This window comes from Eubacterium sp. BIOML-A2 (assembly GCF_009680135.1).
GTDB classification, from domain to species: Bacteria; Bacillota; Clostridia; order Lachnospirales; family Lachnospiraceae; genus Faecalicatena; species Faecalicatena contortus_B.
Genome location: NZ_WKZK01000031.1, coordinates 1 through 26,361, shown reverse-complemented (window position 1 = coordinate 26,361; position 26,361 = coordinate 1). Strand labels below are relative to the sequence as shown.

Sequence of the window (26,361 nt, the reverse complement as noted above, 5' to 3'; positions counted from 1 at the left end):
TTTATAAAATGATTATAGTATAATGGATTCTGCCATTCAACAAAAATTCTCTAAATGCAGAGGGGCCTGTCCCCTTTGCAGAAGAGACTGACCCCTTTTACTTCCGAAAGATTCCCAGCACAAATAACAGAATCCATATTAGGATTACCGCCGAGATCACTTTCTGAAACGGATGCGGACTATTAAAGTCCTTCAGATAAATGTTAGGATTTTCAAGTGTGATCCCCGGTTCACTGCGGTTCTCTTTCAACTGAAAGTCCTCGATAACATGGTGCCACCCTGTGGAATCAGTATACACCTTCACATAGGGCGCTCCCAGATATTTGTGCAGCGGGATCCGATAAGGCTCACTCTTGATCCGCTGTGAGACCCCCGTATTCGAATCGAATACTTCAATAATCAGAAAATAATATGTAATATACTGCCTGTTTCTGCTGTTGGAATCTACATAATACTCCCGCACAATATTCACGATCTTGCCCTTCTTCGGATGCCCCTCCTCCACGCACTGCGCATGCAGCCTTCTGTAGTAAACTGCCTTCTGCACCATACGCACTGCCTGAAACGGAAGCAGAAGCCCTGCTGCCAGAAAGATCAGGATAAAAGGCTGAAACCCTTCCCGCAGTATGTTTCCCAAAAGCCCTGCATACCATACGATTGTAAACAAAATCAAAAATACTACATTGCCGATTTCTTCATTCGCTGTCCGGATTTTTTTATGCATATGTCCTCCTCGATCTGATATCGCTTCTCCGCGGCTTCCACTTGTTCCCCCTCAGCCATCACTGGACTTCCCTCAATAAAAAACCACTCTGTTAATTTATTCACTATAAAACATCATACCACAGAGAAATAAAAAAATCTCTTTAATTCTGTTAATAAAATTTGATTTTAAAAGCTGTGTCAATAAACTAAAACATACTATAAAACAGTAACGAAACATGAACCATATACAGCGAGCTTCAGCCTTGACGGCAGATGGGGGCGCCAGCCGGCTGTCAATTTCCGGTGCGCCCCCATCTGTCGCTAAAACTAAAGCTCATCTCTTACAATCTGCGTCATATTCTCAAAATATTACCCAAATTACTCCACTAATTATTTAATACGTGTCAAATGCTGACAGTAGACATAGATATTCTGGATCTTCCTCGCCTCTACGCCGTCATCAGCCTGTATCACAGGCTGGGTCTCCGAGGGGGTGACGTAGAGCTTAAACACAATCGCATCCTGTCCCGACCTCATATTCCTGATCTTTTTAAATTCGAAGTTCCGTTTTGTAATACCAAGGTAGTCAAAAATAACTGTCTCAATGTCAACATTGGTAAAGCAGCGGAGAATCATATCCTCATCGTACATGTCTATGATTGCCTTCGTTTCTTCAAACGTAAGGTTGCTGCATTTAAATTCGCCCTCGTTCAATACCGACATCATATTGCTGTTGTCAAGTAACAGTAAAGGTTTTGCAAGTTTTCCGCCCATATCAGTCCCTCCCTTTCTCACGTGGAATCTGAATAGTTACACACAGCATCTCTTCTATAATTTAATGATAAGCGTATGGGAGGAAAATTACAACCAAAGTTATTAACTTAACGGGATTGTTAATAAAATAGCCTTACTGTTCTTGACGGCGGATATGTTCACACAAACACTGATACACCATTTCTGCGATGATTCGATTCCCCCTGGCATTCGGGTGGACTCCGTCAGCAAAATACTCCGGATGGTCTTTTGTCGTACCGTAAATATCGATAACCGGCACTTCACAATACTCCCCTACCCGTTTAATAATTGCATTTACTTCATTTCCAATAACCGTTTTATCTACGCCAAATGCAACTTCTTTCTTGCCGTCTGTGGCAAAGGCATCACAGCATGTCATGAGATATACCTCGGGATGGCTGGGTATGTTCTGGTACAAGTCCACGAACTCCCCGAGCTCTTTTTCATATGCCGCGGAATCCCAGTTATTTGGCTTGGAGTCGTTCGTGCCTAACATAATCAAAACAAGATCGGGCTCTGCTTCCTGCGTTTCTTCGAAGAAATCTTCTTGTTTGTATGGCTTGTTCCCTTCATCGAGCAAAGTACGGCCGCTCAGCCCATAATTAAGTACCTGATAGCAATCCCCTAGTAATTCCTGTAAAATGGCAGGATAGGAATCTCTGTCCCGGGTAGCAAGTACTCCGGCTCCATATGTGATACTGTCCCCTATACATGCGACCCTTATCTTTTTGTCTTCTGTTTTTCCCGTTGACTCTATTTGGGGCGCCGGTGGTTCTTTTGCTTTATAAACAAAGCAGAAAAGAACTGCGCCTGCAGCCACAATCAATGCTGCGGCGATTATAATAATTCCTTTGATGGCCTTATTCATTCTCCCTGAAGTCCTTCCTATTTTCTTTCCGCAGACAGAACAGCGTCCCCCTTTTTCCTGCATTACAATATTAACTTTCTGCAATTAATTTTGACGCGCATATTTTCATTTGGTTATTCACCGTTAGAACACCCCAAGTTTTTTTATTGGCAGGTGAAGCAGGCGGTATAAAAACAGCTTCTGCAATTATATTACTTTGAATTTTCCCTAAATTAGTAATGCTATAACCGTTTTGTGAACCATATCCAAACATATTTCTTCCTACAAATGTTCCTGCTTTACTTCCAAAATCTCCTAATGCAGATATTGCAACAGCGTCAATTAGCTCTGGCTGCATATGTATATAACAGGCAAGCACAAGCATTTCTTTCTGCGGGTGCTGACATATATTTAGGACTTGTGACGATACGCGCTTTGCAAGGGATATAACATTTTCCCCAGTCTTTTTCACAGAAACGCTAAAAGCAGTCGAATAATTCCCCATTGCTCCTTGTCTGTAACATTTCGTCTGATTACGAATATCAGCTGCAATAACCACTTTATCTGTATTTTCTTCCAACATCATTTTTGCAATCAGCCAGTCATTTACGGTAATGCAATGTTGTCTGCATAAAGTCTGTATTTCCGCTAACTCCTGTTTGCAAACGGTGAGTACTTCCCGTTTCATTTTGTGTTCTTGAATATAGGCCCTTTCAAATCTGCTATATTCCTCATACATTACCTGCTTTCCCTCTTTTTTCCACCTTCTATTTGCGTCGCCTATCATCAATTTACTGATTAAAGGTAAATCACTGTTTGAGGGAAGATCATGTAAGCCTTGAATTAAGCGTTCCTCTACAAACTGCGGCATTACTCCATTCGCATAATGCTCTGAAAATTCCTCTGCCAGTTGTAAAAGCCCTCTGCCGTCACACAATAGATGGTGGGCAATAAATAATATTTGAAATTCTTTCCCCTTTGGATAAATCACTATTTTTAGCAGACATTCTTTCTTGACATTCCATCCGCGCAAAGATATTTCTTCATAATCCTGCTGCCACAAATCAACCTCTTCTTTTACAGTTACGGGAATATGCAAAGAATCTTGTATTTGATAAAACAATCTGCCAGTGTCTGTTTCCTCTGCAATTAAACTTTGCAGAAACGGGTGTGCTTTTTGAAGAGTGTCTATACTTTGCCTTAGCAGTCCTTCATCATAATTACATTCTATCTTTGCCATAATCCCAAAGTGCATATTAGGGCACATATAATGCGCACGTTCTGTATACACATAATTTTTATCCGATTTCATATCTTTTCTCCGAATCATTTTCATTGTGATATAACTTAAAACTTGCACATGCTTCTGTAAGTAACCGCCTTATTTCTTCCGGTTGGATATTCGTTGTGTTCGTGGAAACAATCGTTGCTATACCATGCGTAAATATCCATGTTTTTACAAACACTCCAGGATCGATCGGAACAGGGATGTGTTTTGCCAAATCGTAAAGGCTTTCTTTGCTGTCGCCCCCCTTGATTACTCGGCTGGTTTTGTTATCTACTGGAAATAACGGAATCTATCAGACCATATTTTAATGCTTCTTCGGCACTCATAAAATTATCCCTATCGGTATCCCTTTCAATTTCTTCAATAGTACGCCCTGTGTTTTCAGATAATATTCTGTTTAATCTTTGTTTGTTTTTTTGCATATAATCAGACATTATTTTTATATCGCTGGCTGGTCCTTGAATACCGTTTCCATGCATGGCCGGCTGGTGTATCATGATTTCAGCATTAGGCAAAGCCATACGCTTTCCATGTGTACCTCCTGCTAACAAGAATGCACCAAAGCTTGCAGCCATACCAATACATATTGTAGAGACATCGCACTTGATGTATTTCATGGTGTCATAAATCGCAAATCCGGCAGAAACAGAACCTCCCGGACTGTTAATGTATAAATGAATATCTTTCTCCGGGTCTTGGGCCTCCAAAAAGAGGAATTGCGCCACGATTAAACTGGCAGAAGTATCACTTACTTCTTCTCCCAGAAAAACAACTCTGTCTGACAACAAACGAGAGAAAACATCATAGCTGCGTTCTCCCCGGCTCGTCTGCTCAATAACGTAAGGAATTGTACTCATGCTGCCATCTCCTTGAACATACTGATGAATAGATTATATCTTGTGTTATTGAAATTTCCACAAAGGGAAATTCTGTTTTGCTTTGGTACAAACACCCCCATACTTCTATAAATTTTAGGCGGATATAAATACAATTGCTTAAAAGCGAGTGTAAATGCCTGTTGAGAATCATATCCAGCTTCATAAGCAATTTTTGTAATCGGCTCGTTTGATAATATCAATTTTTCAGCAGCCATTGTAAGCCTGCGGCTTTGAAGGTATTTATAAATGGTAATTCCCGTACATTCGGAAAATATGCGATTAAGATAAAATCTTGAATAGCCAACATTTTTAGCAATTTTATCTACGTTAATTTCTTTCTCAATATTATCCTCGATATAATTCAAGACCTTACCGACAATCTCTTTTTGCTGTTCCATAGTTACGCCTCCTTTTTATCATTATAACAAGTTTCCGATCGCGTGTCTTAATAAAAAGTGCGGTTTTGGCGCCAAATGCGAAATCTAAAAGAAGCAGCTATGGTTTTCCACAGCTGCTCACCTTATTTTCTTTTTACTGTTAGACTTCCTTTTCTGGAAACAGCTCTTCCAGTGCATGTTCTACGCGGTCCATATCCGCAGTAGGCTCGAACCGGTCAATCACAGTTCCGTCCCGGTTGATCAGGAATTTTGTAAAGTTCCATTTAATGTCACTGCTGTTTTTATAATCCGGTTCCTCTGCCGAGATAATCTCGTGCAGCTTTCCGCTTAAAGGATGTCCTTCATCGAACCCCTGAAATTCTTTCTTTTCTGTGAGAAACCGATAAAGCGGATGCATATTTTTGCCTTTTACATCTATTTTTGAAAAAAGAGGGAAGGTGACGCCATAGTTCAATTTACAGAATTCTGCAATTTTACTCTCCTCTTCCGGTTCCTGCTCCTTGAATTGATTGCAGGGAAATCCCAGGATTTCAAATCCTTTTTCATGGTATTTTTTATAAAGCGCTTCCAGTGCTTCATATTGAGGTGTGAATCCACATTTACTGGCAGTATTGACAATCAGTAGAATGTTGCCCAGATATTTCTCCATACTCTCTTTGGTTCCATCGATCCGTTCCAGTTCTATCTTGCTTAAATCCATTTCATTTTTTCCTTTCCTGCGTTTATTGCTTATAATTCCTTCACTTTTAATTACTCAATGCAGTATTAGTATGTCCTTTTAAAGTTTACATAATACGCAGCCAACGCAGCAGGATGTCGGCAGTAACCTCCTCTTCTGCCTTTTTGTTATATACTGGTAAAGCTTTCTATTTACGGTTTGTATATAGTCTTCAGCTTTTCTATGCTGTTTTCCAATGAAGTCTCATGTAAGGGATTATATAAAGAATATAATTCTTCAGGTTTAATCTTTGCTTCAATCTTGCTGGATAAAATCTCACATTTCCACTGCATATAAGTATATACATCTGCCATCCATTCCAATATAAACTCATCATACTTATCGCTTATATCAGCATCTGCCCGGATCTTCACCCCCAAACTGCCCAGGATCTGTTTTGGTGTCTTATTTAAAAAAAGAGGATTGCCTTCATCCATATGCCTTCTGTATGTCCCGTTCATATATTCAGTAATTATCTGAAACACATTTTCACAGTTTCCGGCAATTAATTTGAAAAGATATCTGTTTTTTTGTATCATGCTGTCTAAATAACTCACATCATACGCCGGCATTATCATAACCTCCGCTTTCCTTTCGATATATCAGTCTGTTCCGAATTGCAAACTGTGCTGTAATTCCTGGTACCTGGTATCCATCTAACAAAATGGACTGCATTCTTTCTGATAAGAACCTGCCCACCTCACGTCTGACATATATATCCGTATTTTTATATTCTTCATGCACTTCTGCATTATATGAGTCTATCCACCTAATATTTCAAAATGCTTTTTCTGATTTTAAGAATATTTGCTTTCCCAGGGAGCCTTTATAGAATAATTTTTCAACTTCTACAATATTAATCTGATTCAGCAAAAAAGCTTCTAATATATAGGTAAGCGCATATGCCATATCATCCAGCGGATTTGGAGCTTTCGCATGTTCTTTGCAGCGGTAATTCAGAGCAAATGCATGATATCCCAGCTGATTCAAATGCACGCATGTCGGGTATGCCTCAATCATAGATGCGCATCCCATATACCCGCCGCCGGCGCATACAATCAATCACAAAGGCTGTTGTTACCATGATAATCTTCCTCCTTTTATCGGGCATCCGAACTATCCGTCCGAAAGCGATATGCCCCGCTGCCTCGTTCAAACCTCTGCCCGTCCGGCAGAACAATAACCGCAGTTGTATTGCAGGGGATTTTAACAAATAACTCAAAGTTCCCGTCTTTCTTCTCCCACTCCGAAACGATCTCTCCGTACGCTGATTTAAAAGTACGTTTCGCCCAGTCCAGCCGGTCATCTGGCTGCGGCTGAATCCGAATCTTTTTAAAGCCGGGTTCTTCATAATTAATTCCATTTATGTTGCGGAACATCCAGTCGTCCACACAGCCAAATGCATAATGATTCAGGCTCATACAGAATGGCATTCCATAGATCTCTGATATAAAAGGGGCGCCGTCTTCATCTAGGGCAAACCAGCTCTCCCAGATGGTCGTTGCGCCGTGTTTGACCTCATATAGCCACGACGGTGCTTTTTCGTTAAACAAAAGATCATAAGCCAGATCCCGGCGGTCAATCCGGCACAGGGCGTCCTGCAGAACCGGTATTCCTAAAAATCCGACATCCAGGCACCCGTCGTTCTCTTCTATTTTACGAACTAAGTTTTCCGCAAAGGTCTGCTTGAGATTTTCCGGTACTAGCCTATAAAAAAGAGGCATTGCATATGCGCCCATGAGATCAGCAGGCATATTGCCTTTCTCATCGATTACGCCTTTCTGAATAGCAGCTTTCATGTTTTGCGCCATTTCCCCATAATAATCTGCATCTCCATCATTTCCAAGAACTCTTGCAATCTCCGACATACTTGATACAGAATGATATCCATAGATCGGAGCCACATATTTTGTCGATACCCGTATCGCCTCAAAGGTTCCTTCCCCATACCCGTCCCTGGAATAACTCGGTATTAAATGTTCCCCGTAATGATGTCCGGTATTCCACAGATATTGCTCCACTTCCTCAGGAATCATACTGCCATCCGGACGGTTTTCTCTTGCCGTCCTAAGAACAAAATCACACCAGTTTTTCATGGACTCATATTGCTGCTTCAGAATCTGCATGTTTCCTGTCAGGCAATACATGTAAAATGGAACCAATACTGCCGCATCTCCCCAGCCCGCGGGAGACACTGCCTCCGGCGTCTTGAACTGTTCGGCATACATTTCATACTGCCCGATATAGGCTCCTGCCAATGGCACTACGAAGGGCACGGAACCATTTTCCTTTTGCTCACATGCCAGGTTTTCAAGCCATCTGGTCAGAAACGGAGTGATATCTTCATTTAATAATGCTGTTTTTGTGTATACCTGAATATCTCCTGTCCATCCTGCTTTTTCACGCTGTGGGCAGTCAGTGGGCAGCGAAAGCATATTCGCATGCTGTGACCAGCGCGTATTCTCATATAATCTGTTAATATCTGCATTGGAGCAGGCAAATGTTCCGGCATTTTCTTTTTCAGAACTTAATACAACAGCAGTAATATCCTCTTCATTTAAATCCTTTATACCATCGACCAAAACATAACGGAACCCCTGAAATGTAAAATACGGCTCGTATACCTGTTCATTTCCATCTGAAATATATTCAATCCTCTGATCTGCCGTCGGATTGTTGTCGAAAAAATTTCCTTTTGCATCCAGCCCTTCCGTATGGATCACTGTCACCTTTGTCCCACTTGGTTCATGGATGTTCAGACGCACACGGCCGGCAATTACTTGGCCGAAATCAATAATCCGCTCGCCTTTCGGTGAAGTCAGGACATTTTTCACCGGCAAAATCATAATAGGGCGCACCGGCTGCCCATACTGCGCTTTTAAGTTCTGATAGCCAAAATCTGCCGGCACCACATCTAACCATTCGTCGTCAATAAACTCTGCGCTTTCCCATCCGTATGGCATTCTGTTTGCATCATAGCGTTCGCCGGCAAACAGATCCGAACACCGGACAGGGCTTTCCTTCACCTTTACGGTTTCATCTGAGCCAAAACAATCTGCAGTCCCATCCTCATATGTCACTTCCAGCTGCGTCAAGACCGCAAGCGCAGGATCATAAGTTTCATCCTGGGCCTTTGTCATAAATCCGTGATACCAGCCATCGCCCACATGCATCCCTATGATATTTATACCAGTATTTAAAAGTTCCGTAACATCGTAAGTTTGATAGCACAAATACTCTCTATACACAGTACACTCAGGCGCAAATTCACGGTCATCTGGACGTTTCCCGTTAACTGTCAGCCGATAGACCCCGTGGCAGGTTGCATAAAGCCTCGCCATTTTCACCTTTTTATTAAGAATGATCTTCTGGCGGAACATGGCTGCCGGAGGCTGATCCCCCAGATGTGCCTGGCGTTCTATGATCGGAAGCGGCGATTTTACCCATTTCGCCTGCCAGTCCTTTCTGTTTAAGAATGCTGTCTCAAATTCGCTGGAAGCCTCAGGAATGAAATCGTTGCTGTTTTTGCCGGTGCTTCGGTATCGCTCTCCCTGACAGAGGAATCGAATTCTTCTTCCGGCAGTTCTTTTAGTGTGAAAAACGGGATTAACAGGATCCCAACGCCAACAACCGCATAGATCAGAGCAATCATTCTCCATCCCTGCTGCCCTCCTCCAAATGCCTCGACCAGGCCGGATGTAACGGATGCTACCACCACACTTCCTATGGTTCCGCTCAACATTGCCGCGCCGCTCATCGTAACCTGGTCATGCTGATCCTTTGTTACACGGGCAAGCATCATATTATAGGCAACCTGATTCATTGTATAAAAAACAGCACTGATCAGCAGGTAGAAAATAAAAATCCATGCACTTTTTGCCCCTTCCCCCAGCGATCCCGGGACATTAAAAATCAGGAACATACAGACTCCCATTGGAATACAGCTCAATAAATACCAAAACCTTGTTTTTCCCATCTTAGACTTTGTAAGGTCAATGATCCTGCCCATAAAGATATCTGTAATACCATCAAATACCTTTGCAAACATAAGAAGCGTACCGATAATCGCGGCGCTGACCCCAATCACATTCGTACAATAAAGTAATAAAAATGTGGTGATGGTTCCCCAGGTAAAGCCGCCCCCTGCATTTCCTAGTCCATAGGCAATCTTTTTCCACATTGGCAATGAACCTGTCTTTTGTTTACTCATGTTGATTTCCTCCTTTTTCAACAACTATTAATCACAGGTTCATCTTAAGTTTTATTTCTCAACTCTACAATTTGCATAATCCGACTTTGCCATAAATGTAATGACTTTTATCCGACTTATCATTGATTTTTCTTTATGGAATTGCTAAAATACGAGTAAACATAGGGATTCCAATCGTATTGGAGGAACGACTCATGAAACAGATTTTAGAATACATTGAACAAGTATTCAAACGGGAAGAACAAAAGAACCTGAAGAATTATGCGGCAGAGCATCTCTCATTTACACAAAAGGCCCACACCTGGCAGCCCTACAGCTCTGAGGGATACATCGATAAGGTTCTGCAGATTCCCTATGACTATTTTATGACAGTAGAATACTGTATACCAACGCAGGAGAATGGGTATGTTTTGTCTACATACTCCCCATGCCCTCTGCCGGTATCACAAAAAACCTATCTCCTGGAAAATAATAACGAAGACGACAATCTTCACAGACATGATTATTTTGAGATGATCTATGTATACAAAGGCACACGAACCACGCAGATCGAAAACCAGACCATTCATTTAACCGAACATGATATCTGTATTTTTGATACCCAGTGCGCCCATCTGGACATTCGCTCCAAAAGTGAAGGAATTGCTTTTTACTGCTGTATCACAAGTAAAATGCTGGATTCCTATTTTCTGAACCACTTGACCAATAAAAGCATCCGCAATTTTTTTCTTATCAAAGGCACAGCCAAGAGTGATGTAAGTTATTTGAAGCTCCATGCAGCTCCCGAACCGGCGAAAGATATCGAAGAGAACCTTGATTGTATCTTCCGTGAAATGGAATCGACCAAACCCGGATATGAAAGAATCGCCCAGATACATACATTGAGAATTTTGAATGCTTTCGAACGCTCCGATACTACCGATATCTATACCTTTTCCAAACGACTTCAGGGGAATAAACTATTTCAGGCTGTCGCCAGATATATTGACAGCCACATAGCCGATATCAGCCTGGAAAAACTCTGTGACCACTTTCATTACCAGGCTGATTATTACGGCAGACTGATCAAAAAAAATACCGGCTTGAACTATGCCCAATATGTGCATGCCCTGAAAATGGAGAAAGCAAAAAATCTTTTAGTGAATACTGACATGTCTGTTTCTGAAATACTGATATATCTGGGCTATCAGTATCATTCTTATTTTTATAAATCCTTTCAGCTGGAAACCGGAATGTCACCCTCCGAGTACCGGAAGGCCAAAAGGGTAAAACCGCCGGACTAACCTGCCGCTATTCACCGGATTCCACTCCGAATATCGGTTCTATATCCTTTTTAATAAATTCTATCCTATCTTTCGCCTTAGGCGTAAACATAGAGGCTATAGCTACAACCATTTTCTTTTCCGCATTGACATAAATGACATTCCCCCCATCGCCCATTGCTGCATACCCCTTTCCTTTTTCATCCACCAGCCACCATAAATACCCATAGGGCAGGTTCTCGCCTTTCCAGCGGCTGTGTTCCTTTGTGCTTTCTTCTACCCACGCCCTGGAAACGATCTGTTTTCCGGCCCAGATCCCTCTGTCCAGGTAAAGCTGTCCTATTTTTGCCATGTCTGCAGGCGAAAGGGTCAGTCCCCATCCGGCGGAATTTACTCCGGCCGGATCGGATACCCATCCGCTGATGTCCGTGGCCTTATTAAATGCGAGTTGTTCTTCTTTGCTTTGGAAAGTGATACTGCGCTCCACGGTAATGCCAAGCGGTCCGAATAAATTCTCCCTGGCGAAATCCAACACGGTTTGTCCCGTTGTTTTCATGAGAATCCCTGTTAGAATATCAGGACCTATGAGAGGCGCATATCTAAAATCGCCTATGTTTCCCCGTCCTCCCAGATAGTCCAGACCAAATGACACCCAATCATCACTTGTAAAATACTTGACATAGGGAGCGAACCTATATTTATAGGGTGCTGTCATTGTCAGCAGATTTTCAAGCGTTATATTCTGAATTGTTTTTTCTCGTTTCTTCACTGTATAGTCGGGGAAAAAGTCCAGTACCTTCTGGCTGACACTTTGAATGCATCCCTTCTCTATGGCAATCCCGATTAATATGGAAATGATGCTTTTTGTCACGGAGTAAACATGAAGACGGCTCTGCGCGGTACATCCGTTAAAGTAGTTTTCATACCGGATCTGTCCTTCTTTTAGTACTACGATTCCTGCCGTATTGCTATACTCATTTTTAATTGTCTTCTCAAGCTCTGCCACTCGTTCCAGATTCATTTAAACGCTCCTCTCTGCTGCTTTTCTTTTTACCGGATAGTATACTTCCGTAATAAGTTCGCTTTCATTCGAAACCTGGGATGGATCCGTTACATACACTTCATACAGAGCATTGCTGCTCTCATACCCTTCTTTTTCCGCCCATTCGCGCTGTTTTGTATACACAGAAGGCAGATTGGAATATGAGCCGTGAAGAACCGTTTTCAGGCACAATCCCGGACAAAAATCCCTGGTGCCGGTCGCGTATTCTTTCACCGGTATGGCAAATTCAGTATCTAACCCAAAAGGACTATATTCCGCACTGTGGAAAAGTACCATAGGCGGCGCGGATACAGTCAGTCGATCCGCCTCAATCTTCCGGAACAATTTGTGATAGCAGCTCCCATATGCTTCGGAAAATTCTTGTTCGTTCACCATTTTCCGGATTGACAAAAGATACATCAACGGCACTTCTGTAAGCTGAACATCAATCGTCTCTAAGTAGGACATCATTGATTTACCTGCCTTCAGATTTGAAATATCACTACTTAGCTGTTCCAGCGTCTCATTCAGTTTTCTGCTCTGATTCCCGATCTCTTTCGCCTTCCTGCTGAGCGCAATATAAAGCTTCGCCTCCTGTTCTTCCTCAGATCGAAGAATCTCGCCGATCTCCTCCAAAGAAAATTGATAAGACTTCAGCCGGTTAATCAATAACATCGTTTCCAGCTGGTCAATGGAATAATATCTGTAACCGGTCTCCGGGTTCACCTCATTGGGCAGGAGCAGCCCTTTCTCTGCATAGTAGCGCAGTGTCTTCGTGGACACCTTGCATATTTTTGAAAACTCTCCAATCGTTAGCATCCGTTTTCCTCCTCTTGGTATGTAGAAAATCTACCCTAATCTTACACCTTGCCCCAAGGGGAAAGTCAAGGCGGGAAATTTTGAGCAGAAGGGATGAAGCATGAATACACTTGAAGTATTGACATTAGTGCTGGTAATTTTTGCAGCACTTGCTTACATAGATAACCATCAGAACAAAAACCAGCTATCCTCTACGGCAATAGAGGATAGCTGGTAACTATAAATTACTATGGTATCCGAAGCGCAATCATCAGACGAACCAAAGTCTTTTGATTACTTCTAAGTAAATTATACATTGGGTACTTGAATTTTTCAAGTACCCTTTCAAATTTTGTCAGAATTCCAAACATTTCCGCCTCACTTTACACCCCTTCCAAATACCACAGCTTCGTATGGCCGCAGGGATGGTGCACAATCTTTATAATTCCCCAGGATTTTATGATACCCCTCTTGCGAAAGCTCCTCCAGCACCACTTCTCTGTCTTTGAAGTTGCACAGCACAAGCATTTCTTCTCCCCCAAGTGATCTTTTGTACGCCAGTACATCCGGGTTTTCCTGATGCAAAAATTCTATCTCCCCTTCGGCTATTACCGGGTTTTCTTTTCTAAGACGAATTAATGCTTTGTAGAAACTGAGGATCGAATCCTCGTCTGCCGCCTCCGATTCTGCATTTATGGTTTTATAATTTTCCGGCAGGCCGATCCACGGTGACGCCTCTGAGAAACCTGCATTTTCTCCAGCAGTCCACTGCATAGGGGTGCGCCCATTATCCCGGGAACGCGCGGAGAGGATATCCAATGCCTCTCCGGGAGTCTTTCCCTGAGACAGCAGGATTTCATAATAATTCAGGCTTTCCACATCCCGGTACTGGGAAATATCCCGGTATCCTGCATTGGTCATTCCCAATTCCTCTCCCTGGTAAATGTATGGGGTACCGCGCATCAGATGAATAGCCGCAGCCAGCATTTTGGCGGATTCCTTCCAGTACTTTTTATCGTCTCCGAATCGGGATACGATTCTCGGCTGATCGTGATTGCACCAGAATACCGCGTTCCAGCCTCCTGCTTTCTGCATTCCGGTCTGCCATTCTTCAAAAAGACATTTCAATGCCCTTATATCCGGATCCATTAACTCCCACTTATTTCCGTTTTTGTAATCTACTTTCAAATGGTGAAAGTTAAAGCACATAGAAAGCTCTTTTTCTTCCGGATTAGAATAACGAATGCAGTTATCCAGTGATGTGGAAGACATCTCTCCGACGGTTACCATATCCTCAATCCCGGTATCATGTACCAGTTCCTTTAGAAACTCATGCACGTGCCTGCCATCCGTATAGAATCTTCTTCCGTCCCCTTGTGAATCATCCTCGAATATTTCCGGCTTAGATATGAGATTTACAACGTCGAACCGGAACCCTTTGATGCCTTTTTCCTTCCAGAAACGGATGACTTCTTTCAGTTCCTCTCTCACTTTCGGGTTCTCCCAGTTCAGATCCGCCTGTGTTACATCGAACAGATGAAGGTACCATTTTTCAAGATGAGGCACATATTCCCATGCGGGGCCGCCGAATTTGGACACCCAGTTCGACGGCGCTTTCTCCGGAGACCCAGCTTTGAAAATATAATAATCCATATACTCCGCATCGCCCATCAGCGCCTTTTGAAACCACTCGTGCTCTGTGGAAGTATGATTGAATACCATATCCAGCATCAGGCCAATCCCCCGTCTGTCAGCCCCGGCAATCAGTTCCTCAAGATCTTCCATTGTTCCGAACAGCGGATCGATGTTCCGATAATCCGCCACATCATAGCCATTGTCATTCTGAGGCGACACAAAAAATGGTGTCAGCCAGAGATAATCTACGCCCAGTTCCTGCAGATAATCCAGCTTTTCCAGGACTCCGCGCAGGTCGCCAACTCCGTCCTGGTTCGAATCTCTGAAAGATTTGGGATAAATCTGGTACACTGTTTTATTTTTAAAGTCTGCCATGTTTCATGCCTCCGTATTCCAATAGGTTACAACTGCCGTTTCGCCTGTTGCCGCCCGGCCGCCCGTATGATACTGAATCTCTTTTGCATCCCCTTCTCCGGTAATGATGCAAACCGTCACGTCCGGATGGCCTGCAGCTTTTATCTTCTCCCTGCTGAATCTGATAAGAGGGGTTCCTGTCATAACATCCTCGCCTTCTTTTACCAGATATTCAAATCCATCACCCTGCATATCCACCGTATCGATTCCTATATGAAGAAGCACTTCCATGCCGTTGTCCAGCGTCAGGCCGCAGGCATGGCGGGAATCCTCCATGAGTACCGTCACTTTTGCGTCAGCCGGTGCGCAGAGCGTTTCGCTTTCCGGGAGAATGGCAAGGCCGTCGCCCATGATTCCCTCTGAGAATACGCCGTCTCCCACTTCTTTTAAAGAAATGACTTTTCCGTCTAAAAATGCCTTCAGTTCCATTTCTGCGTGTGCTTTTTTCGGGAATTTCTCTGTGAGCTGTGCTTCTGAATCAACATCTTCCCCCAGTATCTCCTCCGCCTGTACACAATTAAGAGGCCCTTTCTCTTCTCCCATTACTTCCGGGGAATCTTCTTTGTTTCCGGCTGATGCCACGCCCTTTTTCTTTCCTGCAATTATGGTCAGTACAAAAGGCACTACAATCGCAATCACCATGCACACAGCAAAGGAGAGCATATATTGCGGCTTGACGGAAAGGATTCCGGGGATTCCACCGACACCGATGGCATTTGCCGTCGTTCCGGTAGCCACACAGACAACTGCCGCGCAGGCGGAACCTATCATCCCGCATACAAATGGGAACAGATATTTCAAGTTAACACCGAAGATCGCCGGCTCTGTTACACCCAGATAACAAGAGATACATGCCGGTACATTCACTTCCTGTGCCTCCGCGTTCTTTCTCTGCAGAAAGATCATCCCAAGTACTGCGGAGCCCTGTGCAATATTAGAGAGTGCGATCATCGGCCACAGCATGGTTCCGGTGTAATCCGCAATAAGCTGCAGATCAATGGCATTCGTCATATGGTGAAGCCCGGTAATAACAAGCGGCGCATAGACAAATCCAAAGACCGCCCCGAATACGATTTTGAACGAACCTGTAATTCCTGCATATACGACACTCGATATAGCAGAACCTATCTGCCAGCCGACCGGCCCCAGAATAAAATGTGCTGCGATTACTGCCAGGAGCAGGCTGCAGAATGGTACTACAATCATGGAAATCACCTGCGGCGTAATCTTCCGAAAGAATTTTTCCAGGTATACAAGAGTAAAAGCCGCCAGAATCGCCGGTATCACCTGTGCCTGATATCCGATCATGTTTACCTTGAAAAAGCCAAAATCCCAGAACGGAATGTCTGCCGCTGCCGTGGACGCTACGGAGTAGGCATTCAGAAGCTGCCCTGAAACCAGTGTCAGACCAAGAACAATTCCCAGCATCTGAGTCGTACCCATCTTTTTGGTCACTGACCAGCAGATTCCCACCGGCAGCATATGGAATACCGCCTCGCCGATCAACCAGAGAAAACTGTCTATCCCGGACCAGAACTGGCTAATATCGCACAGTGTCTTGGTTCCGTTTTCAAATAGGTAGAGGCTGTCGATGCAGTTACGGAATCCCAGAATCAGACCTCCTACAATAATCGCCGGTATCAGAGGCGCGAAGATCTCTGCTATCGCCGCCACTGCGCGCTGCAGGAGATTCTGATTGCTCTTGGCAGCCTGCTTCACAGCGTCCTTGGATACTCCTTCAATTCCGGCAGTAGCAACAAAATCATTGTAAAAATCCGCCACTGTGTTCCCAATAATGACCTGGAACTGTCCCGCCTGTGTGAAACTGCCCTTTACAACCTTCATGGCTTCGATTTTTTTCACATCCGCTGCAGACGGATCGTTCAAAACAAACCGCATCCTCGTCATACAATGAGAAACCGCGGCGATATTCTTCTTTCCACCGACCAGTTCCAAAAGCTCTTTTGCGTCTTCTGCATATCTGCCCATTACTCTTCCTCCTAATCTTAACATCTGTTAGATTTTGCTTTTACGTGTCTGTTTATTCACTGCCTGCCCTGTCGTTGTCCAACTTGTTCAAACAAGTTCTTTAATCATTTTATACCACACTTGTTTAAACAAGTCAAGAGTTATTTTATAATATCTATGGAATGGATGGCGGGACACCTTGGGAATCGCCGGCGATAGTGCAGGTGCAGCTATAGCAGCTTGTCTTATAAACATCTGCGAAAAAGAGCAATTAGTACCACCTTGCGGGCATATGCTGATTTATCCGGTTACAGATGCTACACTATCTTCAGAATCAATGAAAGTATATGTGGACACGCCTCTTTGGAATGCTGTTAATAATCAAAAGATGTGGAAGTATTATTTGAAAGGGAAAAATGAACAGGAGCGAATAAAAGCTTCTCCGCTGGATAATGAATTACCGGGCAAGGTACCTAAAACTTATATAGAAACCGCCGAATATGACTGCCTCCATGACGAAGGAATTGCATATGCAAATAAATTGAAATTAATGGGTACAAGCGTCATTTTAAACGAAACGCATGGTACTTTCCATGGATATGATTCTTGTTTGAATGCAAAAATTAGTCGAACAAATGTAAAAAAGCGAATAGATTTCATTAAAAATTTGATTAGTGAAAGGTGATGACACGTTCCAGTTCAAAGAGGATTAACTAAAAAGTCAATATAATGTACTTAAAGAAAGGCAGCCGCACTACGTTAATCCGTCAGTACTGCTGCCCCATAAACTCTATAAAGTTTTACTCAGCCGGCCCCGCCGTCTGATGCATTCCCAGCGGCTTCACATTAAAGTTCGAACGGTATTCTGTCTCATCCCAGAAAATATCTTCTGCCACAAGACACTGCGGATTCAACTCCACCCCATCCAGAATGATCTCTTTGAACTTCTTATAACCCGCACGGTCAATCAGATGGCCGCCATGAAGATATTCCGGCTTATAGTCCATAACCCATGCAGAGAACTTCTGCCAGTTGCGGAGAACGGAAAGAACTACATCCTCTGTTGCCCAATTCAGAAACATCTTACCGGTACGCGGAGTCTGGCGTCCTGTCCTGCCGCCTAAGATTACGCGGTAATACTTCGTGGGTTCTCTGGTCCATGCACTGGTTGGACATGCTCTGACGCACTCGCCGCAGCCAATGCAGCAGCAGGCATCCTTCTCGATCTTTCCGGTATCTTCATTGAGTTTCAGCACTCTGGTAGATGCCTTTTCACATGTGCGTGCACAGGCGCCGCAGCCAATGCAGCGTTCAGGGTGATAAACCATACGCGCCACCCCGATGATTCCGAAGTCACACAAATGTGCCTTATTACAGTCATTCGGGCATCCCGCAATATTAATCTTAATGTGATAATGGCTTGGGAAAATGATAGGCTCTATCTTCCTCGCCAGTTCATATGTATTGCAGTTTCCACAGATACAGTGGTAATTCCCGATACATGCCGTAATATTCCGTGCACCGATTGTCGGGTATCCGCTCTTTGGATCCCATTCCTGAGGTTCATGCGATACTGTGTCCATATCTACCTGGCAAAGCTGGGCATCCACCTCTTTGATATAATCTTCCAAATAAGCATTCACGGCCGGAACATTCTCATAAGGAATACCGGTTATATCGAACGTCTGCCTTGTTCCAAAATGGAAGTTCCCATCGCCCCAAGTCTTTGCAATATGCTCAATCACTGAAAGATAGGAGGAATCAATGAATCCTCCCGGAACCCTCATCTGCAGCATAAACTGTCCGGGGACTTTGGACTGGCGAAAGCAGTTAATCCGCAGTTTTTTGATATTAATATCCTGATTCATACCATTTACACTCCTTTCTCAATCCACCAAATCACGTGCTATTGTATAGGGGAACACAGGTCCGTCTGTACAGACATAGACCTCATCAATCCTGCAGTGCCCGCATTTTCCGATGGCACATGACATCTTCCGCTCAAAACTCATCCAGACCTTCTCCGGATCTACGTTGTATTTCATAAGTTCAAGCCCGGTGAATTTCATCATCGGCGGCGGTCCTACTACAATTACTGCATAATTTCCCTGAAATTCGTCAAATGGGATCTCTTTTACAAATTCTGTTACAAAGCCGGTCCTCCAGCCTTCCTTCTTGTCGGTATCCAGCGCATAGGTCGTAACAAACTGCTCCTTCCACTTCGCCAGATCCCCGCTGAAAATGATTCCTTCCTCATTCTTAAAGCCAGAAATAAGATGCACGCTCTTCACATATTCCGGCTTCTCTGCAAAACTGCGGAGCATAGAGCGCACCGGTGCCAAGCCCGTTCCCCCTGTAATAACGATTATATGTTTCCCGGCAAATTCATCGACAGGCCACCCTTTTCCATAAGGTCCGCGTAAGAACAGTATATCTCCCGGCTCCTTTGAAAAGATACAGTCCGTCACTTTCCCTACTGAACGGATCGTAAACTCCAGCCATCCCTCGCCCTGTGCCGAAACAGAGATTGGAGCCTCACCAATCTTTGGGATAGACAACTGCATAAACTGGCCATGAGCCGGACAGACATCAGAAGCGACTCTGAAAGTCCACTCATGCTCGCTTTCTTTGTGCACATCCAGAATTGTGCACGGTTTTGGCATAACAGGATTCATCATAACAGTCCCTCCTTTACTGTTCCATGCCGGCTTTAATCTCCTCCACCGCATGATTCATTTTGTTAACAGTTGCACTAATCGATATCATTTCCGGACAGCGGTGTGTACACCGGCCGCAGCCAACGCACATGTGGGAATCCCCAAACCGCGCCTTATAATCATAAAACTTATGTAAGACCTTGAAGCGCATCCTGTCCGCCGCAGTACTGCGCATCTCTCTCTGCCCTGCCATCTGGTCAAACCCTTCCACCTGGCAGGAAGCAGTCACCCGGCGGCGCTCTCCCACTTCCGGATTATCCCCATAGAGAATATCCCGTGTCGTAAAGCAGGTACAGGTAGAACATGCCACCGTACAGCTGCCGCAGGATGTGCATCTTCCATCGAATTCCTTCCACATCGGATGTTTTTTAAGTGCCTTACGCACCTCTTTATCCGACAGATCAGGAATCCTGACCTTCAGTTCATTCTCCTCTACGAATACCGGTGTATAGCTGGTGTCAGGCATCCCTTCAAAATAATGCTGGAAACTCTCATCCGTCACATGAACCTTCAGCCCTTCTTCTGAAAACTTAAGCGCCAGTGAGTAGTCATCCGTCCGGTTCGTTCCCATTGAAACACAGAAACAAGTATCGTCTCCCCCATTACACTCCATCATGGCGAACTTAACCCGCTCTCTGACACGCTGATAATAGAAATCCTCATACCCTCCGTTGCCAGCAAAAATCTTTGCCTGAATATGCTGTGCATTGATATCACAGGGATGGGCAAGTATCAGAATTGGTTTTTTAGGTCCTTTACTCTCACGGTACTCGTCTTCCGTGAAATAAAGAATTGTCTCCTGGATTGGATTGATTACCTCCTTTGCAGGATAATCTGACTTTGCATCCCATACAATCTCGCTGACATGATCCACCTGGTCATAGCGGATAATGTCGGTATCCGAAAAACGCCCTTCTTTCAGGAAACGCTTCGGGGCATAAACGCAGTAGTCCTTTTTGAGTGCGCACAGAACCTCATCGGCCTGAGCGGTATTAAGTACATAATCCATTCTGAAAGCCTCCTTTTCATTGTTGTCCCAGAGTAACCATTTAGACTTGCCTGAACTGTTTCGTTCCAGAAATTTTACTGTTCGGTCTGACCAGTAACTCCGGTATCACATTCCTATTTATCTTACCATTAATTTACTATAATAAAAAATTATTTATTATTATTATATGATAAAATATAATTATTGTTGTTATTTTCTCTCCGCAGATAAACACCAACCTTCCCTCACAAAGACTTGACATCTCTGTCCTATGAATTATAATAAAATTAGATGTTTAAACAAGTATGCCAATATAAAGGAAAATATACCATGCCAAAAGCAAAATTTGAATCCATATACAAGGATCTGAAACAAAAAATAGAAAACGGTGAATACCCTTATCAGGAGCTGCTGCCCTCTGAAAATACAATGGTGGACATATACAGCAGTTCCCGGAACACAATCCGGCGTGCCGTCCTGGAACTGGCAGAGCAGGGCTATGTACAGTCCCTGCACGGAAAGGGAGTCCGCGTAATCTATCAGCCGGTGGATCAGGCTGATTTTACGCTGGGGGGGATCGAAAGTTTTAAGGAATCCGCAGAGAGAAACCACCGGAAGACTTCCACGAAAGTCATTCAGTTCACAGAAATCACGGCCGATGCCCGAGTATCGGCAAATACAGGCTTTGCCGTGGGAAGCGAGCTGTATTATATTCAGCGGGTCCGTTATTTGGAGGATAAGGCACTGATCCTGGATATTAATATGTTTCTCAAATCTCTTGTGCCGGGGCTTACAAAAAAAATCGCGGAAAAATCCATTTATGAATATATTGAAAATGAACTGGGAATGGCTATTGTAACCAGTAAGAGAAAGATGACCGTGGAGCGTGCTACCGAAATCGACGAAAAGTATCTGGAACTGAACGATTATAACTGCCTTGCAGTTATCAGCGGCCAGACATTTAATTCTGACGGTATCATGTTTGAGTTTACCCAGTCCAGGCACCGCCCCGATTATTTCTGCTTCCAGGATACTGCAACCAGAAAGCGGGGGCCTGTATAACATCTGAGAGGAGTTTGAGACATGTGCGGACGTTATTATATTGACGACGAGACAGCCCCCGTCATTACCGGGCATCACAATGAATTTGCAGAGGAGCTGTTTACCTGGGGATTCCCCGGATTCGGCAGTAAAAGCCTGATTATCAATGCCCGGGCCGAGACTGCTATGGAAAAAAGAACGTTTAAAGACAGTGTACGTACCAGGAGGTGTGCCGTACCCGCCACTGGATTTTATGAATGGAATTCCGAAAAAGAAAAATATACCTTTCAGAACCCGGACGGCAGCATCTGCTTTCTGGCCGGGTTCTATAAGGAATATGAGGAAGGCCCCCGCTTTGTGATCCTGACAACAGAGGCCAACGATTCTATGAAGAGCGTACACAACCGGATGCCGCTGGTCCTTGACAGGCAGGAGCTGGACGCCTGGCTGTTTGACGATGATCAGACGGAGCTGATTCTCAGAAAAGTTCCCGGCCCACTGAAAAAAGACACCGAATACGAACAGCAGAGCCTGCCATTTACCAACATGTAAACAGCTCTGCCAGACATTTTCCCTTCCGGGATGTTCCGCTTTACACCGACCGGCGTCTGATTATAGACCGGCAGGCATCCCGCCAGATGTTGAAACAGGAGATGAACATTATGGAACAAATGAATTTATTTGACGACCGCAGGCAGACGGCCCCTCTTGCCAGCCGCCTGCGTCCGGATACGCTCAAAGATTTTGTGGGGCAGGAGCATTTGCTCGGAAAGGGGAAGATCCTCCGGCAGCTGATCGAACGGGACCAGATCTCTTCTATGATATTCTGGGGGCCTCCGGGTGTTGGCAAGACCACTCTTGCCAGCATTATCGCCGGACAGACAAAAGCTGATTTTATTAATTTCAGCGCCGTTACCAGCGGAATAAAAGAAATCAAAGAAGTCATGAATCAGGCCGAACAGAGCCGGCGCATGGGAATTCGTACCGTTTTGTTCGTAGACGAGATCCATCGATTTAACAAAGCCCAGCAGGATGCATTTCTGCCTTTCGTCGAGAAGGGCAGCATTATACTCATTGGCGCTACGACTGAAAATCCATCTTTTGAAGTCAATGCCGCTCTGCTCTCCCGCTGCCGCGTTTTTGTACTGAAAGCACTGGAAGAAAAGGATCTGGTGAAACTTTTGGGCCATGCCCTGGTGAGTCCTTCCGGTTTCGGCGGTCAGAATGTACATATTACGCCTGCCCAGATTGAGGCCATCGCTGCTTTTGCAAATGGAGACGCCAGAACGGCCCTGAACACACTGGAGATGGCGGTGCTGAATGGAGAAATCAGCGCAGCCGGAATCACGGTAACGAATGAGGGGCTGGAACAGTGTATCAGCAAAAAATCACTCCTCTATGATAAAAATGGAGAAGAACATTATAACCTGATCTCTGCTCTGCATAAATCCATGAGAAACAGTGATCCCGATGCGGCTATCTACTGGATGATGCGAATGCTGGAGGGCGGGGAGAATCCCCTCTATATTGCCCGCCGCCTGATCCGTTTTGCCAGCGAGGACATCGGAATGGCGGACAGCCATGCCCTGCAGGTTACGGTAGCTGCGTATCAGGCCTGTCATTTTCTGGGCATGCCGGAATGCGACGTGCATCTCACACACGCGGTCACTTATCTCTCTCTTGCTCCAAAGTCGAACGCACTCTATACCGCATGTGAAGACTGTAAAAAGGATGTCCGCAATCTGCGGGCCGAACCGGTTCCTCTGCAGATCCGCAATGCGCCTACCCGCCTGATGAAAGAACTGGAGTACGGAAAAGGATATGAATATGCGCACGATACGGAAGAAAAATTGACGCACATGCAGTGCATGCCGGATTCCCTGAAAGACCGGCACTATTATCATCCGACCGGACAAGGGGAGGAACTGCAGGTTAAAAAGAGGTTCGAAGCGATCCGGAAATGGAAAGGGGATATGCCTCCCTCAGGAGATATATAAATAGTTGATTCATTTACGTCAATGGTATATACTATGTATATACCATAACAAATGGAGGTGTTTTTATGCAGTTACAAGTTAAGGCATGGGGCAATAGTCAGGGAATACGCATCTCGAAAGATATCCTGCAGGAAGCAGATATTTCTATTGATGATGTATTAGATGTTAAAGTAGCCAACGGTATGATCACGCTGGTTAAACCATTCAGACATAAAACACTTGAAGAAAGAGCTGCCGAGTTTCAGGGAAAACTAAATTTGGACGGCGAGTATGACTGGGGTGAAACCGTAGGAAGAGAGGTTTGGTAATGAAAGAAACGTTACATCAGGGTGACATCGTCAAAATAGAAAGAATTAAGAGTCCTGTACTTGTTACGAGTAAGGACTTTTTTAATCAAACCGGCGAAATTATTGGCTGTCCTATTTTTCAAGATAGTGTGCCCAGCCCTCTCCATATTAAGATTAAAGCAGACAGCATGGAGGGATATGTCCAATGCGAAAAATTAGCTTTATTAGATCTTAATGTGAGAGGGTTTTTAAAAACAGATAGTATTTCGATGGCAGATATCATCAATATAACGGATGCGATACAAGGCATTTTTGATTATGTATAAACTGTATTGAACAAGTAAATGACCATTGCCATACAAGTATCACACGCAATCGTAGATGGTTATCATGTTGCATTGTTTTTTGAAAATTACAGGAAGAATTGAATGTTGGATAATATCAAATTTCAGTTTGTAGGATTGGGAAATTTGAATCGATGGAGATATCATGATGAAAGAGATAATCGCTTATGAGTTGTCATTTAAAGAAGCCTTAGAATACCATAATGATATACTTTGTGTTCCCTTCCAAGAAAAATATTGGGATGAATACATGCGGATTTATAATGAATGTTTCTATGAAATGAGAAAAGATTTGGAGATTGAACCAATTAATTATTATTCTAAATATTCTCAAATGAGCGATAAAATAAACACTACTTTTATTTACCTGCAAAACGGAGTTATAGCAGGGGCTGTTACTTGTTTTGGAAATGAAATCGACGAACTGATTGTCAGAAAGCCATTTCAAAGGTAGGTGAATAATGAATATCAAAAAAGTTACAGGTGAAAAAAAAGAATATATTGATTTGCTGTTGTTGGCTGATGAGCAGGAAAGTATGATAGACAAATACCTTGAAAAAGGCGAAATGTTTGTTCTGGATGATAATGGCATAAAAGCTGAATGTGTGATAACCAATGAAAACGATGGCATTTATGAGCTTAAAAACATTGCAGTGCTGCCCGAATGTCAACGTAAAGGCTACGGGAAAAACCTGATAGAATTTTTATTTAATTCTTATTCCGACTGCACTGTTCTGTATGTTGGTACTGGAGACTGTCCTTCGGCCCTATCTTTTTATAAAAAATGTGGTTTTACAGAATCCCATAGAATTAAGAACTTTTTTGTAGATAATTACGATCACCCAATGTTTGAAGATGGAATACAACTGGTTGATATGGTTTATCTGAAAAGAGAACGATAAATCCCCAATTATTTGAAAGTTCAACAGCATAGAAATGGGGAGTTGACGGAGGAATAAATCAAATGAATTATAAAATAATACGTCTAATAGAAATGCCTGAAATAAAGAATCAAGCTGCATTGGAGTTGCCGGTGCCTTATTGAATTATGTATGTATGGACATGAAGGAGAAAGGAATTGATACCTTATATCTTATAACAAATCACACCTCTTTTTATGAGCGTTATGGCTGGGAATTTTTTTGTATGGTTCAGGGAGATGGCGAACCCGAGATTACAAGAGCGTATAGGATGTATATACATAGAAGCAGCATCTGAGCGGCATCCTAATTAGAAGTGTGATTTCCGATAGGAGAAGCCATTAGCTGACGATTCCAAATAATAACTCGGTGTTTAGAAAGGAAATCTCATATGAAAAGATATATTGCCTTGTTAAGGGGAATAAATATTGGCGGTAAAAACAAGATAGACATGAGTAAATTAAAAGAGGCATTTGCAGAACTTGGTTTTACAGATATTACAACTTATCTTAATAGTGGTAATGTAATCTTTTCAAGTGTTATTGATGATAAAAACGTTCTTTCCAACAAAGTTAAACGAATAATAAAAGATAGATTTGATTTAGATATTCCAGTTTTTATTGTTTTGCAGGAAAAATTAAAAGAACTATTAATTAATGCTCCTGATTGGTGGGGAGATAGTAATAAGGAAATATACGACAACATTATATTTCTTTTGCCCCCTTTATCTTATGAAGAGTTTTTTGATGAAATCGGCAAGCCGAAGGCGGAATATGAGAAAGTGCATAATTACAAAAATGTAATTTTCTGGTCATTTAGCCGGAAGGATTATCAGAAAACAAATTGGTGGTCAAAGACAGCCAGTGCAAATGTTAAGGACAAGATTACAATACGAACAGCAAATACTGTAAGAAAAATAGTTGGGCTGTGATATAAAGCAGCAAGGCCGTTTGAAAGCTGATAGCCTGACAGCATCCAGTCTTCTCTATTGCAACAGAGATCGTTGAGAGTACAATTTTCATTTGGAAAACATATAGTGGCTCAGTTGTCAAGACAAAAATCTAAGATTTTTATAATGAACTGATATGGTGGACAAGTTACAAGGAACA

General features: G+C 43.4%; 29 protein-coding genes. 11 read left to right on the top strand and 18 right to left on the bottom strand.

The window, feature by feature from the left end:
- Positions 1-97 precede the first annotated feature (97 nt).
- The 11 genes from GKG43_RS12320 to GKG43_RS12270 form a co-directional block, all read right to left on the bottom strand.
- Entirely contained in the window at positions 98-724 is a 627-nt protein-coding gene (locus GKG43_RS12320; protein ID WP_050639737.1) for a hypothetical protein, read from the bottom strand.
- Between the two features lie 371 nt (positions 725-1,095).
- On the bottom strand, positions 1,096-1,479 hold the full coding sequence (locus GKG43_RS12315; protein ID WP_050639736.1) for a hypothetical protein: 384 nt from the start codon (positions 1,477-1,479) through the stop codon (positions 1,096-1,098).
- A gap of 133 nt (positions 1,480-1,612) precedes the next feature.
- Positions 1,613-2,368, bottom strand: coding sequence for a GDSL-type esterase/lipase family protein (locus GKG43_RS12310; protein ID WP_157355597.1), 756 nt, complete (start codon positions 2,366-2,368; stop codon positions 1,613-1,615).
- A gap of 70 nt (positions 2,369-2,438) precedes the next feature.
- A complete protein-coding gene (locus GKG43_RS12305; RefSeq protein ID WP_055150389.1) occupies positions 2,439-3,659 on the bottom strand; it encodes a hypothetical protein in 1,221 nt (406 codons plus the stop codon).
- Between the two features lie 242 nt (positions 3,660-3,901).
- Positions 3,902-4,492, bottom strand: coding sequence for an ATP-dependent Clp protease proteolytic subunit (locus GKG43_RS12300; protein WP_050639733.1), 591 nt, complete (start codon positions 4,490-4,492; stop codon positions 3,902-3,904).
- Positions 4,489-4,911, bottom strand: a complete 423-nt coding sequence (locus GKG43_RS12295; protein ID WP_050639732.1) for an AraC family transcriptional regulator — start codon at positions 4,909-4,911, stop codon at positions 4,489-4,491. The genes GKG43_RS12300 and GKG43_RS12295 overlap by 4 nt, the downstream gene beginning before the upstream one ends.
- Positions 4,912-5,050: 139 nt before the next feature.
- A complete protein-coding gene (locus GKG43_RS12290) occupies positions 5,051-5,611 on the bottom strand; it encodes a glutathione peroxidase (RefSeq protein ID WP_050639731.1) in 561 nt (186 codons plus the stop codon).
- Between the two features lie 170 nt (positions 5,612-5,781).
- The gene (locus GKG43_RS12285; RefSeq protein ID WP_055150392.1) at positions 5,782-6,201 is read right to left on the bottom strand and encodes a hypothetical protein; all 420 of its coding nucleotides are present in this window, start codon (positions 6,199-6,201) and stop codon (positions 5,782-5,784) included.
- Positions 6,202-6,406: 205 nt separating this feature from the next.
- A complete protein-coding gene (locus tag GKG43_RS12280; protein ID WP_129879155.1) occupies positions 6,407-6,649 on the bottom strand; it encodes a hypothetical protein in 243 nt (80 codons plus the stop codon).
- Between the two features lie 80 nt (positions 6,650-6,729).
- Positions 6,730-8,970: a family 78 glycoside hydrolase catalytic domain gene (locus tag GKG43_RS12275; RefSeq protein ID WP_173020105.1), complete on the bottom strand. Its 2,241-nt coding sequence runs from the start codon at positions 8,968-8,970 to the stop codon at positions 6,730-6,732.
- A 128-nt stretch (positions 8,971-9,098) separates the two neighbouring features.
- Positions 9,099-9,839 carry an MFS transporter gene (locus tag GKG43_RS12270; RefSeq protein ID WP_055150406.1) on the bottom strand — a complete coding sequence of 247 codons (741 nt, stop codon included), beginning with the start codon at positions 9,837-9,839 and terminating at the stop codon, positions 9,099-9,101.
- 194 nt (positions 9,840-10,033) lie between these two features.
- Between GKG43_RS12270 and GKG43_RS12265 the strand changes: the two genes are divergently transcribed.
- The gene (locus tag GKG43_RS12265; protein WP_055150409.1) at positions 10,034-11,122 is read left to right on the top strand and encodes an AraC family transcriptional regulator; all 1,089 of its coding nucleotides are present in this window, start codon (positions 10,034-10,036) and stop codon (positions 11,120-11,122) included.
- A gap of 7 nt (positions 11,123-11,129) precedes the next feature.
- Here GKG43_RS12265 and GKG43_RS12260 read toward each other — a convergent pair whose 3' ends face one another.
- The 4 genes from GKG43_RS12260 to treP all read right to left on the bottom strand — a co-directional run bounded on the left by GKG43_RS12260 (position 11,130) and on the right by treP (position 16,979).
- Positions 11,130-12,122, bottom strand: a complete 993-nt coding sequence (locus GKG43_RS12260) for a serine hydrolase (RefSeq protein ID WP_055150412.1) — start codon at positions 12,120-12,122, stop codon at positions 11,130-11,132.
- On the bottom strand, positions 12,123-12,962 hold the full coding sequence (locus GKG43_RS12255) for a MerR family transcriptional regulator (protein WP_055150415.1): 840 nt from the start codon (positions 12,960-12,962) through the stop codon (positions 12,123-12,125).
- Between the two features lie 357 nt (positions 12,963-13,319).
- Positions 13,320-14,951: an alpha,alpha-phosphotrehalase gene (gene treC, locus GKG43_RS12250; protein ID WP_055150418.1), complete on the bottom strand. Its 1,632-nt coding sequence runs from the start codon at positions 14,949-14,951 to the stop codon at positions 13,320-13,322.
- A gap of 3 nt (positions 14,952-14,954) precedes the next feature.
- Positions 14,955-16,979: a PTS system trehalose-specific EIIBC component gene (gene treP, locus GKG43_RS12245; RefSeq protein WP_055150421.1), complete on the bottom strand. Its 2,025-nt coding sequence runs from the start codon at positions 16,977-16,979 to the stop codon at positions 14,955-14,957.
- A 178-nt stretch (positions 16,980-17,157) separates the two neighbouring features.
- Here treP and GKG43_RS12240 point away from each other — a divergent pair, with 178 nt between their 5' ends.
- On the top strand, positions 17,158-17,643 hold the full coding sequence (locus tag GKG43_RS12240; RefSeq protein WP_055150424.1) for an alpha/beta hydrolase fold domain-containing protein: 486 nt from the start codon (positions 17,158-17,160) through the stop codon (positions 17,641-17,643).
- A gap of 115 nt (positions 17,644-17,758) precedes the next feature.
- Here GKG43_RS12240 and asrC read toward each other — a convergent pair whose 3' ends face one another.
- The 3 genes from asrC to asrA are packed head-to-tail and all read right to left on the bottom strand — an operon-like array spanning position 17,759 to position 20,684.
- Positions 17,759-18,826 carry a sulfite reductase subunit C gene (gene asrC / locus GKG43_RS12235; protein WP_050639721.1) on the bottom strand — a complete coding sequence of 356 codons (1,068 nt, stop codon included), beginning with the start codon at positions 18,824-18,826 and terminating at the stop codon, positions 17,759-17,761.
- Between the two features lie 18 nt (positions 18,827-18,844).
- Positions 18,845-19,636 (bottom strand): anaerobic sulfite reductase subunit AsrB, encoded by a 792-nt coding sequence (gene asrB / locus GKG43_RS12230; RefSeq protein WP_050639720.1) that lies wholly within the window; start codon positions 19,634-19,636, stop codon positions 18,845-18,847.
- Positions 19,637-19,649: 13 nt separating this feature from the next.
- Positions 19,650-20,684: an anaerobic sulfite reductase subunit AsrA gene (gene asrA / locus GKG43_RS12225; protein WP_055150427.1), complete on the bottom strand. Its 1,035-nt coding sequence runs from the start codon at positions 20,682-20,684 to the stop codon at positions 19,650-19,652.
- A gap of 309 nt (positions 20,685-20,993) precedes the next feature.
- Between asrA and treR the strand changes: the two genes are divergently transcribed.
- The 9 genes from treR to GKG43_RS12175 all read left to right on the top strand — a co-directional run bounded on the left by treR (position 20,994) and on the right by GKG43_RS12175 (position 26,183).
- On the top strand, positions 20,994-21,725 hold the full coding sequence (treR, locus tag GKG43_RS12220) for a trehalose operon repressor (RefSeq protein ID WP_050639718.1): 732 nt from the start codon (positions 20,994-20,996) through the stop codon (positions 21,723-21,725).
- Between the two features lie 21 nt (positions 21,726-21,746).
- On the top strand, positions 21,747-22,256 hold the full coding sequence (locus tag GKG43_RS12215) for an SOS response-associated peptidase (RefSeq protein WP_083486987.1): 510 nt from the start codon (positions 21,747-21,749) through the stop codon (positions 22,254-22,256).
- Positions 22,257-22,357: 101 nt separating this feature from the next.
- On the top strand, positions 22,358-23,701 hold the full coding sequence (locus GKG43_RS12210) for a replication-associated recombination protein A (protein ID WP_347562035.1): 1,344 nt from the start codon (positions 22,358-22,360) through the stop codon (positions 23,699-23,701).
- A gap of 65 nt (positions 23,702-23,766) precedes the next feature.
- Entirely contained in the window at positions 23,767-24,009 is a 243-nt protein-coding gene (locus tag GKG43_RS12205; protein ID WP_055150433.1) for a hypothetical protein, read from the top strand.
- Complete coding sequence (locus tag GKG43_RS12200; RefSeq protein WP_055150436.1) at positions 24,009-24,314, top strand: type II toxin-antitoxin system PemK/MazF family toxin; 306 nt, start codon at positions 24,009-24,011, stop codon at positions 24,312-24,314. The genes GKG43_RS12205 and GKG43_RS12200 overlap by 1 nt, the downstream gene beginning before the upstream one ends.
- Positions 24,315-24,480: 166 nt before the next feature.
- Positions 24,481-24,786, top strand: a complete 306-nt coding sequence (locus GKG43_RS12190) for a hypothetical protein (RefSeq protein ID WP_055150439.1) — start codon at positions 24,481-24,483, stop codon at positions 24,784-24,786.
- A gap of 7 nt (positions 24,787-24,793) precedes the next feature.
- The gene (locus GKG43_RS12185) at positions 24,794-25,234 is read left to right on the top strand and encodes a GNAT family N-acetyltransferase (RefSeq protein ID WP_055150442.1); all 441 of its coding nucleotides are present in this window, start codon (positions 24,794-24,796) and stop codon (positions 25,232-25,234) included.
- A 118-nt stretch (positions 25,235-25,352) separates the two neighbouring features.
- Positions 25,353-25,550, top strand: coding sequence for a GNAT family N-acetyltransferase (locus GKG43_RS12180; RefSeq protein ID WP_347562034.1), 198 nt, complete (start codon positions 25,353-25,355; stop codon positions 25,548-25,550).
- Positions 25,551-25,643: 93 nt separating this feature from the next.
- Positions 25,644-26,183, top strand: coding sequence for a DUF1697 domain-containing protein (locus GKG43_RS12175; protein WP_055150445.1), 540 nt, complete (start codon positions 25,644-25,646; stop codon positions 26,181-26,183).
- The last annotated feature ends 178 nt before the right edge of the window (positions 26,184-26,361 follow it).